Source organism: Methylobacterium sp. Leaf456 (assembly GCF_001425465.1).
Lineage (GTDB): Bacteria > Pseudomonadota > Alphaproteobacteria > Rhizobiales > Beijerinckiaceae > Methylobacterium.
This window is the reverse complement of record NZ_LMQV01000034.1, coordinates 310,846-326,120: the sequence shown is the minus strand read 5'-3', so window position 1 is coordinate 326,120 and position 15,275 is coordinate 310,846. Positions and strand designations below refer to the sequence as shown.

General features: G+C 63.8%; 16 protein-coding genes and 1 pseudogene. 11 read left to right on the top strand and 6 right to left on the bottom strand.

All coding sequences use genetic code 11. The annotated features are described in order from the left end of the window. The first annotated feature begins 187 nt into the window (after positions 1–187). From ASG52_RS17090 to ASG52_RS17065, 6 genes are all read left to right on the top strand, one after another. On the top strand, positions 188–622 hold the full coding sequence (locus tag ASG52_RS17090) for an OsmC family protein (RefSeq protein ID WP_286159084.1): 435 nt from the start codon (positions 188–190) through the stop codon (positions 620–622). 13 nt (positions 623–635) lie between these two features. Next, complete coding sequence (locus tag ASG52_RS17085; RefSeq protein ID WP_056245752.1) at positions 636–1,784, top strand: sensor histidine kinase; 1,149 nt, start codon at positions 636–638, stop codon at positions 1,782–1,784. Positions 1,785–1,843: 59 nt separating this feature from the next. Then, positions 1,844–2,935: a Crp/Fnr family transcriptional regulator gene (locus ASG52_RS17080; protein ID WP_286159083.1), complete on the top strand. Its 1,092-nt coding sequence runs from the start codon at positions 1,844–1,846 to the stop codon at positions 2,933–2,935. A 584-nt stretch (positions 2,936–3,519) separates the two neighbouring features. Then, on the top strand, positions 3,520–4,167 hold the full coding sequence (locus ASG52_RS17075; RefSeq protein ID WP_056245750.1) for a BON domain-containing protein: 648 nt from the start codon (positions 3,520–3,522) through the stop codon (positions 4,165–4,167). A gap of 73 nt (positions 4,168–4,240) precedes the next feature. Continuing rightward, positions 4,241–4,951: a hypothetical protein gene (locus ASG52_RS17070; protein WP_056245747.1), complete on the top strand. Its 711-nt coding sequence runs from the start codon at positions 4,241–4,243 to the stop codon at positions 4,949–4,951. Then, the gene (locus ASG52_RS17065; RefSeq protein WP_056245739.1) at positions 4,951–5,397 is read left to right on the top strand and encodes a GlcG/HbpS family heme-binding protein; all 447 of its coding nucleotides are present in this window, start codon (positions 4,951–4,953) and stop codon (positions 5,395–5,397) included. The genes ASG52_RS17070 and ASG52_RS17065 overlap by 1 nt, the downstream gene beginning before the upstream one ends. Before the next feature lie 246 nt (positions 5,398–5,643). Here ASG52_RS17065 and ASG52_RS17060 read toward each other — a convergent pair whose 3' ends face one another. Then, positions 5,644–6,585 carry a GlxA family transcriptional regulator gene (locus tag ASG52_RS17060; protein WP_162250008.1) on the bottom strand — a complete coding sequence of 314 codons (942 nt, stop codon included), beginning with the start codon at positions 6,583–6,585 and terminating at the stop codon, positions 5,644–5,646. A gap of 320 nt (positions 6,586–6,905) precedes the next feature. On the opposite strand from ASG52_RS17060, the gene ASG52_RS17055 reads away from it, so the two are divergent. The 4 genes from ASG52_RS17055 (at position 6,906) to ASG52_RS17040 (ending at position 10,122) form a co-directional block, all read left to right on the top strand. After that, positions 6,906–7,733 carry an alpha/beta fold hydrolase gene (locus ASG52_RS17055; protein ID WP_056245733.1) on the top strand — a complete coding sequence of 276 codons (828 nt, stop codon included), beginning with the start codon at positions 6,906–6,908 and terminating at the stop codon, positions 7,731–7,733. Positions 7,734–7,889: 156 nt separating this feature from the next. Continuing rightward, complete coding sequence (locus ASG52_RS17050; RefSeq protein ID WP_286159082.1) at positions 7,890–8,837, top strand: MBL fold metallo-hydrolase; 948 nt, start codon at positions 7,890–7,892, stop codon at positions 8,835–8,837. Positions 8,838–8,976: 139 nt separating this feature from the next. Further along, entirely contained in the window at positions 8,977–9,414 is a 438-nt protein-coding gene (locus ASG52_RS17045) for a DsrE family protein (RefSeq protein ID WP_056245730.1), read from the top strand. Positions 9,415–9,456: 42 nt separating this feature from the next. Next, on the top strand, positions 9,457–10,122 hold the full coding sequence (locus tag ASG52_RS17040) for an HD domain-containing protein (protein ID WP_056245728.1): 666 nt from the start codon (positions 9,457–9,459) through the stop codon (positions 10,120–10,122). Positions 10,123–10,381: 259 nt separating this feature from the next. On the opposite strand, the gene ASG52_RS17035 is transcribed toward ASG52_RS17040, so the two are convergent. The 3 genes from ASG52_RS17035 to ASG52_RS17025 are packed head-to-tail and all read right to left on the bottom strand — an operon-like array spanning position 10,382 to position 13,177. Then, positions 10,382–10,756, bottom strand: a complete 375-nt coding sequence (locus ASG52_RS17035) for a hypothetical protein (RefSeq protein ID WP_056245724.1) — start codon at positions 10,754–10,756, stop codon at positions 10,382–10,384. A gap of 38 nt (positions 10,757–10,794) precedes the next feature. Continuing rightward, on the bottom strand, positions 10,795–11,781 hold the full coding sequence (locus ASG52_RS17030; RefSeq protein ID WP_056245721.1) for a 2-hydroxyacid dehydrogenase: 987 nt from the start codon (positions 11,779–11,781) through the stop codon (positions 10,795–10,797). A 4-nt stretch (positions 11,782–11,785) separates the two neighbouring features. After that, positions 11,786–13,177, bottom strand: coding sequence for an MFS transporter (locus ASG52_RS17025; RefSeq protein ID WP_082552608.1), 1,392 nt, complete (start codon positions 13,175–13,177; stop codon positions 11,786–11,788). A 332-nt stretch (positions 13,178–13,509) separates the two neighbouring features. Here ASG52_RS17025 and ASG52_RS17020 point away from each other — a divergent pair, with 332 nt between their 5' ends. Next, the gene (locus ASG52_RS17020) at positions 13,510–14,031 is read left to right on the top strand and encodes an SPW repeat domain-containing protein (protein WP_056245718.1); all 522 of its coding nucleotides are present in this window, start codon (positions 13,510–13,512) and stop codon (positions 14,029–14,031) included. Here ASG52_RS17020 and ASG52_RS17015 read toward each other — a convergent pair. Both ASG52_RS17015 and ASG52_RS28800 read right to left on the bottom strand, forming a co-directional pair. After that, positions 14,012–14,356 (bottom strand): chaperone modulator CbpM, encoded by a 345-nt coding sequence (locus tag ASG52_RS17015; RefSeq protein ID WP_056245716.1) that lies wholly within the window; start codon positions 14,354–14,356, stop codon positions 14,012–14,014. The two genes, ASG52_RS17020 and ASG52_RS17015, sit on opposite strands and share 20 nt — an antisense overlap. Then, positions 14,353–15,260, bottom strand: a pseudogene (locus ASG52_RS28800) (DnaJ C-terminal domain-containing protein). The gene ASG52_RS17015 and the pseudogene ASG52_RS28800 overlap by 4 nt, the downstream one beginning before the upstream one ends. Positions 15,261–15,275 lie beyond the last annotated feature (15 nt).

The window sequence follows — 15,275 nt, the reverse complement described above, 5'->3', positions numbered from 1 at the left end:
ATGGAAATATTTCAGTCCTTTGAGATGTTTCGCGCTCGCCATCCGTACGAGGGGAAGTCTCATGGCACGGACACCGACGAGATCCGACGGCGGTTCGCCGACGCCCAGCGACAGGCACCGACTGGAAGCGGTGATCTCGGACGGCAAGGCCGATCCGACCGCCGTACGGACGCTACGGTGCCGCACGGTGGCGCAGGGTCGCCTCAGCCAAATGAACTACATCCGAAACCTGCCGCCGCAGCCGGTGATAGAGGACGAGCCCGAGGGCCTGCTCGGCGAAAGCACGGCGCCGAACGCCTCCGAGGCCCTGCTCGCTGCCCTGGGGTCCTGCCTCTCCACCGGCATCCACGCCAACGCCCTGGCACAGGGCATCCCGATCCGCTCGCTGGAACTGAGCGTCGAAGCCGACATCAACATGACCTCGGTCTGGGGAAGCGGCGACCTCCATCCGAAGACCATCGGGTTCGAAGTCATCCGGGTTTCCGTCAGCATCGATGCGGACACATCGCGAAAGGCTCTGGCGGCGCTGATCAAGCACACGGTGCTGTGGTCGCCGGTGGCCAACACCCTCCACAACCCGGTCCACCTCGACGTTGCCCTCGCACCCATCACCGTCGGCTGAAGCGAGGACGGACATGACCGCGACCTCGTTCCTCTTCGCGATGGGACACCGTTTCGTCCGGCGGATGGGGGAACGAAGGGGGCGGATCCCGTCGCTCGGACCAAGGCCCGATCCGGAAGCGCACGACGAGCGGGAGCTCGACCATCTCGTGACAGAGGCGAAGACCCATACGGTCGCCTTGGCGCTGAGCGAGGAATGCCTCCGCTTCACCCAGGAAGCCGGTCGCATCGGATCTTGGACCCTCGATCTCGCGACGATGTCGCTCGATGTGTCGGAGGGATGCAAGGCGAACTTCGGCCGCGATCCGGAAGCCGCCTTCACCTACGAGGCGTGGATCGATGGGGTCCATGCGGATGACAGGACGCGCATGAAGGCAGCGGTCTCTGACGCCATCGCAGGGCAGAGCCAATACGACCACGAGTTCAGGATCACCTACCCGGGCGGTGCCGTCCATTGGATCCATGCCCGGGGACACGCCTCCTACCGACCGGACGGCACGCCCCTGACCATCGCCGGCATCTCGCTCGATATCACCGACCGCAAGCGGGTTGAGGATCACCGCGACCTGCTGGCGAAGGAATTGGCCCACCGGGTCAAAAACACCCTCGCGACGGTTCAGTCGATCATCCGCCATACGCTCAGGACATCCGCCTCGCTGGAAGATGCCGAAGCCACCCTCGATGCCCGCATCGTGGCGCTGGCGGGCGCCCACGACGTGCTCGTCCGCGACACCTGGGAGGGCGCGACCCTCGGCGATGTCGTCTCCGTGGCGTTGCGTCCGTTCGGGGCCGAGCAGGCGGATCGGTTCAGATGCGAGGGACCCGTCGTACACCTGACCTCTCGGGTCGCGCTCGCCTTCGCGATGGCGCTGCACGAACTCGCCACCAACGCGGTCAAGTACGGCGCGCTGTCCACGGATGCCGGTAGCGTCATGCTGACGTGGGACATCCTCGACGGGGCCGGCTCGGAACGAATGCGTTTCCTCTGGCAGGAGTCCGGGGGGCCCCCCGTCGTTCCGCCGACACGGACGGGCTTCGGGTCGCGCATGATCGAGCGTACGCTGGCAATGGAGATCGGCGGGGCCGCCGACATCGCGTACCACCCTTCCGGTATCCTCTTCACGGCCGTGGCGCCCCTCCATGGCATTTCCGGGGATGACTGACCGGGAGCGTCCTGCACTGCCGGGACCGCCGAGCAAATCTGCGTATCTGGTCGCCGCATTTGGTTCCGTCCCTTGTTGTCGCGTGGGCGTTGTCCCGTTGCGGAGTCCCAGGTTTGCATTCCAGCGACGAGGTGACGATGTCCAAATCCGACGCCTTTTCCATCCTCGCCAGATCGGTCGTGACGGCGCCTCACCGGGCAGGAGTCGGTCGTGCCTGGGACGACAGGACTGTCCGGTTGGCCGCCAGCGTCCAGCAGCGCGCCTTCGGGCTCGACCGGCAGGCGCGCGATGACTTCCTCGATCTCGCCCGGCACGCGGAGCGGATGCAGGCCACCGAACGCTGGCGGGGACGCGGAGGCCCCCCTCCCGCCGCACCTCAGACGAGACCGAACCGGAAGGACAGATCCATGTCGATCCATTTGCTACCCGTCGGCCGTCCCTTCGTGCCACCTGTCCCGATCCCGCCATCGTACCTTTTGGATGGTGTCGGCAAGGCCCGCCTGGTCAGCCTCTCCACGGCCCTGCCGCTGGCGGAGCGCGACACCCTGGAGCCGTTGAGCCGACGCGTGTCGCTCGACCAGAAGGAGACGCTGTTCGGACAGGACGAGCCAGCCTGCTCGGTGTTCAACGTGACCTCCGGCGCGCTGCGCCTGTATCGCATCCTTCCCGACGGACGCCGGCAGGTCACCGGCTTCGCCTTTCCCGGCGACTTCGTCGGGCTCTCGATGCTCGACAGATACGCCGTCTCGGCGGATAGCCTCGGACCCGTGACCGCATGCCGGTTCGAGCGGCTGGCCTTCAGGGACCTGGTCTGCCGGCAGCCAGGCCTGATGATGCATCTGCACGAGATCACGGGTCAGGAACTGTCCCGGGCCAAGGACATGATGATGCTCCTCGGACGGCGCACCGCGGATGAGCGGATCGCGACGTTCCTGACGGGGCTCCAGGAGCGGTACGTTCGGATCGGGCGGTCCTCGGTCACCCTCGAACTGCCGATGGGTCGCCTTGACATCGCGGATCACCTTGGCCTGACCATCGAGACGGTGAGCCGGACCCTGTCGCGGCTCGACCGGGACCGGTGCATCCTGATCGTTCCGGGGGGCGTCCGCGTCATCGACCAGTCACGCCTCGACCTATTATCGGCGCACTAACCCTCGACCGCTCCCGGCGACCGGGAGCGGTCGAGGGTCCCGTCGACATCCCGAAGGCGTGGGCACTTAGAGGCCTGGGGGGCGTATCGGCGGTCGTTGGATGTCATGCCAACGGGACCTCTCGCCGGAGCCGCCCGGCTTCCGTGTGGTCCCCGTCGCGGGAGGGTCCTGCGGACGGATGTCGCTCGGAACCACCTCCCTGGATAGGGGCATGTTCGGCCCGTTCGACCCGGCTTGCGTCTCCTCGGTCGGAGCCGCCTGGACCGTGGTCGCGACCAGCAGCGCTGCGAGAACGGCGCCCGTGATTCTCGAACGTATTGCCATGGTGTGTCCGTCCTTCCCGGTGCGGGGGCCCCATCCGGCCCGGCATGCCGGACAGCATGGGCGCATGGCCGCCGACGGACTTTGCGATGGATCAAGGACCGGGCGGGGCCAGGGACTACGGTCTGTCCCGTCGGCATCGACGGCACGAGCCGTTGCCGGGACGCCCATCGGGGTCCCGCATGCCGACAGGCTCCGCGCCCAAGGCCACTCGCTCCACGACGGCGCCGACGCGGTGCCCCCCCCGATCCAGGAAACGCACCATGACCATGGACAAGACCTTGCAGACCAACGTCCTCGCCGAGCTCGGCTGGGAGCCGAGCGTGACCGCCGCCCATATCGGCGTGACCGCCAAGGACGGCGTCGTAACCCTGACCGGCCACGTCCAGAACTACATGGAGAAGTACGCCGCCGAGAAGGCCGCCGGTCGCGTCAAGGGCGTCCGCGCCGTCGCCGAGGAGATCGAGGTCCGTCTTCCCCACCACGCCAAGCGGAAAGACGACGAGATCGCCGTCGCCGTGGTGCAACGCCTGGACTGGAACGTTTCCGTCCCGGACGAGACGGTGAAGGTGACGGTCGAGAAGGGTTGGGTCACGCTCACCGGCCAGGTCGAGTGGCAATATCAGAAGGCTGCCGCGGAGCATGACATCCGCGGGATGCTCGGCGTCGTCGGTATCTCGAACAACGTCACGATCAAGCCGCGACCCAACGCGTCCGACATCAGCGCCGACATCACCGATGCCCTGCATCGGAGCTGGTACGACCCGAAGACCATCGAGGTCAGCGCCAACGGCGGCGTCGTCCACCTGAGCGGTACGGTCCATACTTGGTACGACCGCCAGATGGCCGGCTGGACGGCCTGGGGGGCCCCGGGCGCAACGTCGGTCGACAACGACATCCGCGTCGTCTGAGCGCCCCCCGAACCTCAAGCGCCACCGCATCGGGCAGACCGCCCGGTGCGGGGTCCGTCAGGAACCCCTTCCGATGATCAACGCCCAGATTCACGGCCACGACCGGGCCATCCTCGGCCGGATCTTCCACCACCCGACCAGCAACAACTTGGAATGGCGCGAGGTCGTCGCCTTCATCGGGCGGATCGGCAGCACCGAGGAGCAGCGGGACGACAAGTGGGGTTTCACCCTGGCCGGCCGGACGGCGACCTTCCTCCGCCCGCGGGACAAGGACATGGACCCGCGTGAGGTCGAGCGATTGCGCCACCTGATGCAGGATGCCGGGCTGTCACCCTACTCCACGGAGATCCTTGAGGCCTCGCCGCCCCCGGCGGACAGCGACGCACTCATCGTCGTCGACCATCACGAGGCGCGGATCTATCGCCTCGACCCCGAGACGGTCGGCGGCGAGACCGAGACCACGCTGCGCCCCTACGACCCCAAGGGCTACATCCATCACCTCTCCCACAAGGAGGACGGCAACTATCGCGGCCAGCGCGCACCCGAGGACCTTGGCTACTACGACCGTATCGCCGCCGCCGTCGCGAACGCGCCGCGCATCGCCATCGTCGGGCATGGCACCGGCAAGGCCGGCGCGATGGCCGTCCTTTCGGATCGCGTGCGCGAGCATCATCACGAGACGCAGGGACGCGTCGTCTCGACGGCGACCATCGACCTATCCGCGGCGACGGACGGACAGCTGCTGGCGCTCGGCCGCGAGATGCTGACCCCGGACGCCGAGTGATGAACGCCCGCGTTTCCATCGTTGATACCGACGACCTCACGCTGGACGAGGCGACCGCCATCGTCGGGCGCGCCGTCGCCGAGGCTCATCGTCTCGGAATCGCCGTGAGCGTCGCCGTCTGCGGCGGCCAGGGCCGCCTCATCGCCTTCTCCAGGATGGACGGCGCGGGGTGCATGAGCGCTCGCCACGCCATCGGCAAGGCCGTGGCTTCGGCCATCTCCGGCGAGCCGAGCGAGTTCATGCCCCCGCCCGGGGATGACCCATCTTGTTCCGTCGTCGAGGGCGAAGGGACCGCGGCCTTTCACGAGCGCGGCGGCATTCCCCTGAGACGGCATGGAACCCTGATAGGCGCCATCGGAGTCTACGGTGAGGCATCCCTGGAACAGGACGTCGCCTGCGCGACCGCTGCGGCATGGCGCATGCCGGTAAAAACGGGGACGGCATGAACGTTGAAGTGATGGCAACCTGGATATCTGGGCTACGCTATGGGCCCGCTTGCAACCCATGACAGCCGTGTAGTTTGCTGCAGGCATCTTCCGAAAAAAGACATTCATTCATCGGACCAGAAGCATCGGCCTGCGGTGATGAGGCAGAGTTGGTGCAGACCCGAAAACCGAGCATTCGCCCCATACGCGGACCAGCAATTTATTGAGTGCCATCTTTTTAGGAAAAGCCGCCCATTTGCCAAGGTTTTATCCCGTCAAACTATGACCAAACTTTTTACGATAGTCGCTTGGGCGAAACCCTATCTCTTTGGTAAAAGCCTGACGGAAGGACGCGATATCGCCATAGCCGATATCAGAGGCCACCTGACTAATAGGGACGGTGTTGGCTTCGAGGAGCTCACGCGCTTTTTCCATCCTCAGTTTGAGGCGATATTCGTTTGGCCGCAGACCGGTGGCACCATGGAAGCGGCGAGCGAAGGTTCGCATCTCCAGGCCCGACCATTGAGCCATATCGTTCACGGTGATTCCGGCTGGCGCACGGGCATGGAGTTCATACTGGGATTTGAGAATAGCGGTATCGCCATGGTTCATGTCCGGTAGGAATGTCTTGTGGAACCGCTGCTCGCGATTAGGCGGTTCGATCATCATAAAATCCGCGATTTCCATCATCGCTGCAGTACCTAGCAACCTCCTGACGATGACGAGAGCGAGATCGGTCCAAGCCATAATACCGCCCACGGTAATGATGTCGTCATCTTCGGTTCGAACCGCATCGACATCGAATTCTATCGCCGGAAACAGAGCCGTTAAATTAGGCACGCTGCAGGCATGCGTCGTGGCGCGACGCCCATCCAGAAGCCCCGTCTGCGCGAGCAGGAAAGTACCTCCACATATCGACGTCAGGGTAGCTCCGCCGGCATGCTGTCCTATTAGCCAGTCCGACCATTTTGGCGCGAGTTCAGTACCGAGGATGGCGGTCTCGCGAGGTGGGATAATGACGACGCGCGCGATGCTCTCCCCGAATTGAGCCATCCCGGGAAGTGAATCGAACGTCCTGACGATCCCGCCAGCGCCAGTATCGGCGAAGTGACTGATCCGCAGCACTGGATCGTTTGAGCCAAGGCGCGCGCGGCTGAGATCGTCGGTCATCCGGAACAGATCCGTCAGACCGTGCACGATGCCGAGCATCGTCCGTTCCCTGACTACAATGGCGATCCCAAGCGGCGGAGGTGCGGATGCCATTTGTCGCTTTTTCCTCCTGTTTTGTCGGTTCGGCCGATCACTGTCCGCGCCGCCGTACCTTATCAGAGAGAACTCGGCGAAGTCGCTGCTTAATTCTCGTGGAGTCCGATTATAACTTCGCAAATAAATCCTGGAATGAGGCCGCTGATCAATATTGCGAAGTGGGAACTCATTTTTGGGAGGACAGCCTTCTCAAGACTTGCACTTGTCGGTCACGCCCTCTCCACGTCGGGAATGACCGGACGAAGATATCTGGAGATAAGCCAATGAGCGCGATCAAGGTCAAGGACGGAACCGAGATCTTTTACAAGGAGTGGGGAGCCGGTCAGCCAATCTTCTTCCACCACGGCTGGCCGCTAAGCGGCGATGACTGGGACACCCAGATGATGTTCTTCGCCGACAAGGGCTATCGCGTGATCGCACATGATCGCCGTGGCCATGGTCGCTCAAGCCCGTCGTCCCAGGGCAATGACATGGACACCTATGCTGCCGATGTTTCTGCGGTGGCGCTCCACTTGGGCCTGCGAAACGCGGTGCATATCGGGCATTCGACCGGCGGCGGTGAGGTGATCCGCTATGTCGCAAGATACGGCAGCGGGGGGCGGGTCGCCAAGGCAGTGCTGATCGGGGCAATTCCCCCGAAGCTCGGCAGGTCCCCAAGCAATCCGAATGGCGTACCGCCGGAGGTGATCGACGGCATTCGTGTTGGCGTTCTCGGCAATCGTGCGCAATTTTACAGGGATTTTTCGACGGGTCCTTTCTACGGATATAATAGAACTGGTGCGAGGGTATCCCCCGCGGTCACTGATAATTGGTTCAGGCAGGCCATGATTGGTGACATAAAGGCGCAATTCGATTGCATTGGTGCCTTCACTGACACCGATTTCACGGTTGATCTTACGAACATCCAGCAACCCGTGTTCTTGATGCACGGGGAGGATGACCAAGTTGCACCACTTGCGACAACCTCGCGAGTGGCTTCGGATCTGCTTAAGAATGGCACGTTGAAGACCTATCACGGTTTCCCGCACGGCATGGCGACGACGCATGCCGACGTGATCAACGCAGACATCCTGTCCTTCATCCGGTCTTAAATGCGCCCTTGGCGGTCGCTGCCTGCGACGGTCGAGGCGACGTGACCCGGGTACCGGGCCTCATTGGGCCGCACGCAGCCAAGGCACCCTCGCGATCCATCGAGCGAGCTATCCACGGCCTGCCATCGCCGCCTTCCATCACGACAAGGAGCGAACATGAACAACCGTATCGACCGTCAAAGCAGCCGCCGCTTGATGTTGGCGTTGTCGCTTACCCTGCCCCTGCTCGGGCCAGCCCCTGCCGAGGCTCAGAACTCCACGCCATTCGAAGCAATCAACGCCGCTGCGAGGGCCGGTCCGATCAATGTCCACCCGCTGCGAGGCGGAATCAGCATGCTCGACGGCTCCGGCGGCAACATAACCGCACTAACCGGGCCTGAAGGTTTCTTTCTGGTCGACGTCGGCATCGCCGCCTCCAAAGCTATGATCCTCGATGCTTTGCGGTCAATCGGGCCCGGCGGGATTCGGCTGGCCGTCGTCACACATTGGCACTGGGATCATGCCGATGGTGCCGGATGGGTCCGCGCTCAAGGCGCCAGCATCATGGCCGACCCAGCTGCTATCAGTCGCCAGGAAAAAACGATCCGTGTTGTTGAATGGGGCAACACCTTTCGGCCCAAGCCAATCGCCGAACTGCCCAACCTCTCCGTTGCGGGGGACAAAACGCTCCACGAAAATGGCGAAACAATCCGCATCCGCCATTATGTGAACGGGCATACGGACGGGGATATTTCCGTATATTTCGTCAATGCCGATGTTCTTTGCACCGGCGATACGTTCTGGAACGGGCAATATCCATTCATCGACTATGTTGGCGGCGGCAGTATCGACGGAGCCATCGCTGCGGCCGATGCCAACATCGCCATGTCGACGGCCAGCACGATCATCGTTCCCGGGCATGGGCCTGTAGGCGACCTAAGCTCTCAGACAGCGTTCCGCGACATGCTCGAAACGATCCGCAATCGGGTTGCGGCACTCAAGCGGAAAGGCATGACACTAGAGCAAGTTCAGGCAGCAGAGCCGACGAACGACCATGATGCGGCATGGGGCCGCTCAATCATCAGCGGCAAGCTCTTCACGGCTCTTGTCTATCGGGGCGTCTGAAATCGCGGCCGAGCTTCCTTGCATCAGAGCCCAGGCAAGGCCCGACATTCAACGCCCCCAGTTACTGCCGTGAACCGCACTGAACCCGAATCCGGTTTTGGCAGCACAATCTCCTCAGCCATTTATAGGATCGACCACAATGGAACAGATATCAGAAGCGCTTCGCGTCGATATTCCTGTGAGATTAGAAGAACTAAAAATCGTGTTCAGCATCAGCGCACTCGCATTCGAGGGCGACCTGCCGGCGTCCATTTTTCATCTCCAGCTTATCTCCCAGGACATCGCCGACTGGGGCGCAACGTCGGATGTTATTGCTGTCTTCCATACCAATGCCGGGCACGTGACGCTTCGCGATGATGCCTATAATAGCGAACGCCACATATCGACTGGCAATCCGTACAAATCGCTCGTAACTGATCTTGTAGTCCGCGGCGTACGGGTGGAGCTCTGCGGCGCTACCGCAAAGGCACATGGCTGGACAAACAAGGATTTGCTCCCGGACATCGCCGTCAATACGGACGCGATGGCACGGACCGCCCAACTTGTGCAGCAGGGGTTCGTCAAAATCTCTGAGTGAGAATCTTTCTGAAGTTTCCCCTAACGCAAAGGAGACCCGATCATGAGCACGTCCATCGAAGCATTCGTTCCCGACAGCAAGCTTGCCCGTGCCGTCACGGCATTTGTTCGGGACACCGAAACCGAACTGCTCTTCAACCATTCAAGTCGGGTCTACCAGTTCGGTACCATTGCCGGTGTCCATCGCGGTCTCAGCTTCGACCGGGAGCTCCTCTATGCCGGTGCGATGTTCCACGACGTCGGCCTGATGGCAAACTACAGTAGCGCGAACGAACGCTTTGAGGTCGACGGTGCCAACGCGGCCCGCGACTTCCTGAAGGCCCACGGGGTGCCAGAGGCGGATGTCTATACAGTTTGGACCGCCATCGCCCTGCACACGACCCCTGGCATTCCGATCCACATGCATGCGGTTGTCGCGCTCCTCACGGCTGGCGTCGAGATGGACGTGCTTGGTTTGTCCTACGCGGATTATTCCGAGGTCGAGCGCGAGGCTATCGTGTCGGCCTTCCCGCGCGCACCGGACTTCAAGGAAGGCATCATTCAGGCGTTCTACGACGGCATCCGGCATAAGCCGGACACTACCTTCGGCAACGTCAAAGCCGACGTAATCGCAGACAAAGAGCCAAACTTCCGCAGAGGAAATTTCTGCAGCCTTATCCGCAACTCGCGCTGGCCGGGCGGTGATCACGCGCCCGGATGCGGCTGCTGACTGCACGCCTGAGACGCTCGCCCTGCAGACGGGCGGGCATTAAATATACCGTTGCTATCAACAATATTACCCTGATCAATCTCGGGTTAATACACTGAATTCTGCCTTATCGGCGAATTTATTCTCCATGACTTAATCTGACGATAATAATATAACATCAATTTGCTCTTCATAAATATGCGCCTAGTTTACAAAGCACGGAAGTCTGTCAGTATGTCAAATTCGATCCTGCAAAGCTAAGATTGGTTTAGAAGTATTTTCACGATAAACGAACGTGTGAGACCCTGATGGTCCGCATCATGTCGTCGTCGCGGATCGAGACGTATTCGCCCTCGACGAACCGGTGGCCATCCAGCCGGTAGCCCAGCTCGTCGTCATCCGTCGTCCTGTCGTCGTAGTCGATCAGCCAGGTGGCCCCGCCGAAGCCCCCTTGCCGGTGGACCAGGCGCCCGTCGCGGTTCGTCTCGCCGAGCCAGAACCGGCGGACACGGCAATGGTCCCGCATCTCGCGCCAGAGCGCCGGATCGAGCCCTCCGCCGGCGTCGAGCGGCGCATCGATCTCGTAGCCACGGTCGACGCTTCCGTCGGGAAAATCCGGGCCGCGGGTGAGGGTCAGGGTGACGTGGGGCAGCATGGTGTTCTCCAGCGGTGAAGGCACGCACCTCCGTGGGATCAGAGGACTTCGTGGACCGGTCGTCCCGTCCGTTCGAATGCGTCGATGTTGGCGACGGTCGTCTCGGCGATGGCCGTCATCGCCTCGACCGTGAAGAAGCCCTGATGCCCGGTGACGAGTACGTTCGAGAACATCAGCAGGCGCTCGAAGATGTCGTCGCGGATCACCGCGTCGGACTTATCCTCGAAGAAAAGCTCTTCCTCCTCCTCGTAGACGTCGAGGCAGAGATGGCCGATCCGACCCTCATTCAGCCCTGCGACCACCGCCTTGGTATCGACGATGGCGCCGCGGCTCGTGTTGATCAGCATCACGCCGCGCTTCATCACCCCGATGGCGGCCGCATCGATGAGATGGCGTGTCTCGGGCGTCAGGGGACAATGCAGGGAGATGATGTCCGAGGTGGCCAGCAGGTCCTGCAGCGGGCGGTAGACGACGCCCATGGCCTCGCAGGCCGGGCTCGGCTCGACGTCGTATCCGATGACCTTGCAGCCGAAGCCGAGCATGATCCTGGCGACGCCTTGCCCGATCCGGCCGGTCCCGACGATTCCCACGGTCCGGCCATGCAGGTTGAAGCCGAGCAGGCCGTCGAGGGCGAAGTTGCCGTCCCTGACCCGGGCGTAGGCACGATGGATGTGCCGGTCGAGCGACAGCATCAGCGCCACGGCGTGTTCGGAAACGGCCTCGGGCGAGTAGGCTGGGACCCGGGCGACGAGGATGCCATGTCGCTTGGCGGCGGCGAGGTCGACGTTGTTGAAACCCGCCGACCGCAGGACGACCAGGCGCACCCCGAGGCTCGCAAAGGTGTCTAGGGCGGCTGCATCGACTGCGTCGTTGACGAACGCGCAGACCGCCTGGGCCTTGCCGGCGAGGACCGCCGTGGTTCGGTCGAGCCGCGCGTCGAGGTAGGTTAAGGCATGGCGCCCCGCGACGGCCGCGTCGAGGAAGCGCCGGTCGTACGGCTTGGTGCTGAAGACCACGACATCCATGGGGTCATCCTTTGGCTCGGATCGGGCGGGACATCGGGATCGGTGTCGCCGCCGCTGAGGCCGGGGCGAGGCTCAGGCCGGCTGGTTTGCCCCCGTCCTGAGCAAGGGGACCCTGCTCGGCCGCGCCGGTCTCCCGAAGGAACAGGGCGAGGACCAGGGCCAGGACCACGCCGCCCACCAGGGGCAGGAAGGCGGTCTGGAAGTCGGCCAGGGTCAAGGGGACGCCCTGCCGCGGCAGCATCAGGTGCGAGATGAAGGGCGACACGATCCCAGTTGTCACGAAGACCAGGAAGTTCATCACCCCGGCCGCGGTGCCCTTCACCTCCGACGGGTTTGTCTCCTTCATCATCGAGAAGGGGATCATCGCCGCCCCAGATGCGATGCCGAGGACGAGGGCCACGGAGTAGCGCGGCAGCGTGCCCACCGGGACGTAGATGGCCGTCAGGCCCGCGGCGAGCATCAGCAGGGCACCGCCTAGCAGCACCGGCTTACGCCGGCCGAGCTTGTCCGAGACATACCCGAGGAGCGGACACCCGAGGACCCAGCCGATGGGCACCATGGCCGCGTCCGAGGCGGCCTCCGCCATCGTCAGGTTCTCGCCGGCGTGGAGGAACGACGTGGCCCAGACCAGGGCGCCGATGGTGGTGGGCAGGAACAGGAGCCCGCCGACGATGCCGGCGAGCCAGCTTTGGGGATTGCCGAAGATGACCTTGAACGGGTGGAGCAGGCTGGAGACCGAGAACTCGGCATGGTGGCTCGGGCTGTCGCCGGTCTCGCGCGGCATCACGAACCAAGTCGCTAGGGCCAGGACGAACCCCATCGCGGCGAAGGCGACCCACACGTGCTGCCAGGGGACGTTGAAGCTACCGGCCGGGTCGATGGCCATGTGCACGGGCTTCGATCCGAATGCCGCGCCGGCCATGCCCAGGCATTGGGTGAGGCCGATGAACAGCGCCAGCATGCGCGTCGGTAGGTACCGGGCCGCCACGTAGGACGAACCGACGAAGGCGAAGATCGCCCCGGTCGCCTGGAGGACGAAGCCGATCATGCCGGCCGCCTCGCTGCCCTGTGCGAACACGAGACATCCGAGGCCGACGACGGCGATGCCGTATGGGATGGTCCGGTGGGCGCCGTACCGGTCCATCAGGACCCCGGCGACCAGGGCCATCACCGCGTAGGCAACGTAATAGGCCGAGATCATCGTGCCGATGTGGTTGGCGCCCCAGGCCGAAGTCAGTTCCGCCTGCATCACCCCTGGCGCCGAACGCACCGCATACTGGAAGAAATAGAAGACCGCGCAGAGAAGCCAGGAGAGCAGGAACAGGAGCTTGAGCTCGGTCGGTGGGGCCGCCGAGATGCCTTTTGGATCGCCGGTGGCGATTGCCGCGTCCACCATGTCAAGATTCTCTCCAGCATCGGCGGCAAGCCGCGGTTTCGTGATGCCCGCGGGGAAAGCAGGTTCATCGGTGTCCATTCGCGACACCGAAAGCCCCCGACGAAGGGACACGACCTGCGAGCGACCGAGAGGACATGAAGACCCTAGATCGGGGGCTGGGTCGAAGCCTTGCGCTGGATCAAGGATACCTCTCGCGTTGCCGCCGTAAGCTCGTTTTCTGCTGACACCTCAATGGGCGGACCTCGCTCGCGACCGTGATCGGCCTACGGGGAGCGAGTGGCATGGGCGAAATTCCTCGAAGGTCCCCAAGGGCCGGGAACGACGTCGGAGGAATGCTCGACGGCATCTCGGCCGTACTGGGGGCGCTTGTCGTCCTGACGTCCTTCCTCTTCATTCGAAGGGCGAACTTCCCGGCCATGCTGAGCGCGACCGGGTGCGGTCTCGCCATCATAGGCTTGGCCTTCCTCGACGGGCTCGAGCCGGAGCCCTGGACGCGATGGGGATCGGGCGTGCTGGGCGCATGGGTTGCGGTCTCGCCCTGGTTCCTGCAACGGGCCTTCGTGCCGCCGGACGCGGTCCTCGCCTCGCCGATGGCCGAGCCCGCAGTCTCGATGCCAATCGTCCTCGGTCTTGCCATCGTGGTGACCGCCGGGCTCGACATCACCCGGACGGTCGTGGAATCCAAACCCTCGATTTCCCGGGATCGAAGCGAGCACATCACCTCGAATACCGCCTCCGTGACACCGTTCCGCGGAGTGACGGAGCAAGCCGCGCCTATTCAAGACCGGTCAGCGCCAGTCGGCGGCGGCAAATCCATGGGACACCTTGTCCGTCTCAAGAAGCAGGCTCGGTAACGATGCGAGCGGCCTCGCGGACGGCATTCCCGATCCTGTCCTGGATGTGGTCGGGTTCCCGGCGGATCGCCACGGCGAGGTGGCCGAGGGTCCGACGCATGCCGCTCATCCGGTCGCCGAGGTCGAGGATGAGGACGATCCCCTCGTCGTTCACGCCGAAGTCCCTTTCCAGCTCCTGGATCAGCTGGGCCCGGCCGAGGTCGATGTCGCGGAACGTCCAATGCCCCTCAATCCCGTCGGGAATGAGCCAACCGGTGTCGATCCACGCATGCAGGACGGCGGTCTCGACGCTCGCGCGGACCTGGAACTCACGCATCTCCATCATAGCGTCTCCTCGGCTTGCCAGGTCCCGTTAGGCTTCGCGGTCCCCCAGCGGGATACGAAGTCCTGGAGTTCCGCGTCCGGCTCGGCCGGCAGGGTCAGTCGCAGGGTGACGTACTCGTCGCCTGCGGCAGCGGCGCCCCGGACCATGCCCTTGCCCCTCAGGCGGAGCACGGCGCCGGCGTTGCTCCACTTCGGAACGGCCATGGAAACCGGACCGGACGGCGTCGGCACGCTGACCCTGCCGCCAAGGACCGCGTCACGGAGCGACAGGGGCAGCTCGACGTGGATGTCGTCCCCCTTGAGCTTGAACAAGGCGTGGGGACGGACCTCGACCTCGATCAGGGCGTCACCCGGCGGCCCGTTCCCGATGCCGGTTCCACCCTTTCCGCGTAGGCGCAGCGTCTGTCCCGTCCGCGTGCCGGGTGGGATCGTGACGTCAAGGGCGTGGCTGTTGGGAAGGGTCAACGTGCGTTTCCCGCCGTTGAACGCTTCCAGGAAGTCGAGCTTCACGCGGTAGCGGGCATCCGCACCTGGCCGGTTGGGATCTGCACGTCCGGCGCGACCGAACATATGGGCGAAGATGACCTCGCCGCCTAAATCCCCGAAACCGGAATCCCCGCCGGGGGGTGGCCGGCGTCGCGTTCGGCCTGCTCGCGGTAATACGGCTGCCGCGGTCGCTCGCCTCCGCCGGCGTCGATCTCGCCCCGGTCGAACTGGGCGCGCTTGGCGGGATCGTTCAGCAGGTCGTAGACGGTCGCAACCTTCTTGAAGGCATCCTCGGCTTTTTTATTGCCGGGATTCAGGTCCGGGTGCAGCTTCTTGGCGAGCTTTCGGTAGGCCTTGCGCAGGTCCGACTCGGAGACGTCCCGCGCGACGCCGAGGACCCCGTACGGATCGTCGCTCACTACGGGTTCCTCCGG

Coding starts and splice junctions, on each gene's coding strand:
- ASG52_RS17085 (WP_056245752.1), top strand. CDS start 636: ATGACCGCGACCTCGTTCCTCTTCGCGATGGGACACCGTTTCGTCCGG.
- ASG52_RS17075 (WP_056245750.1), top strand. CDS start 3,520: ATGACCATGGACAAGACCTTGCAGACCAACGTCCTCGCCGAGCTCGGC.
- ASG52_RS17070 (WP_056245747.1), top strand. CDS start 4,241: ATGATCAACGCCCAGATTCACGGCCACGACCGGGCCATCCTCGGCCGG.
- ASG52_RS17065 (WP_056245739.1), top strand. CDS start 4,951: ATGAACGCCCGCGTTTCCATCGTTGATACCGACGACCTCACGCTGGAC.
- ASG52_RS17060 (WP_162250008.1), bottom strand. CDS start 6,585: ATGCTCGGCATCGTGCACGGTCTGACGGATCTGTTCCGGATGACCGAC.
- ASG52_RS17055 (WP_056245733.1), top strand. CDS start 6,906: ATGAGCGCGATCAAGGTCAAGGACGGAACCGAGATCTTTTACAAGGAG.
- ASG52_RS17050 (WP_286159082.1), top strand. CDS start 7,890: ATGAACAACCGTATCGACCGTCAAAGCAGCCGCCGCTTGATGTTGGCG.
- ASG52_RS17045 (WP_056245730.1), top strand. CDS start 8,977: ATGGAACAGATATCAGAAGCGCTTCGCGTCGATATTCCTGTGAGATTA.
- ASG52_RS17040 (WP_056245728.1), top strand. CDS start 9,457: ATGAGCACGTCCATCGAAGCATTCGTTCCCGACAGCAAGCTTGCCCGT.
- ASG52_RS17035 (WP_056245724.1), bottom strand. CDS start 10,756: ATGCTGCCCCACGTCACCCTGACCCTCACCCGCGGCCCGGATTTTCCC.
- ASG52_RS17030 (WP_056245721.1), bottom strand. CDS start 11,781: ATGGATGTCGTGGTCTTCAGCACCAAGCCGTACGACCGGCGCTTCCTC.
- ASG52_RS17025 (WP_082552608.1), bottom strand. CDS start 13,177: ATGGTGGACGCGGCAATCGCCACCGGCGATCCAAAAGGCATCTCGGCG.
- ASG52_RS17020 (WP_056245718.1), top strand. CDS start 13,510: ATGCTCGACGGCATCTCGGCCGTACTGGGGGCGCTTGTCGTCCTGACG.
- ASG52_RS17015 (WP_056245716.1), bottom strand. CDS start 14,356: ATGATGGAGATGCGTGAGTTCCAGGTCCGCGCGAGCGTCGAGACCGCC.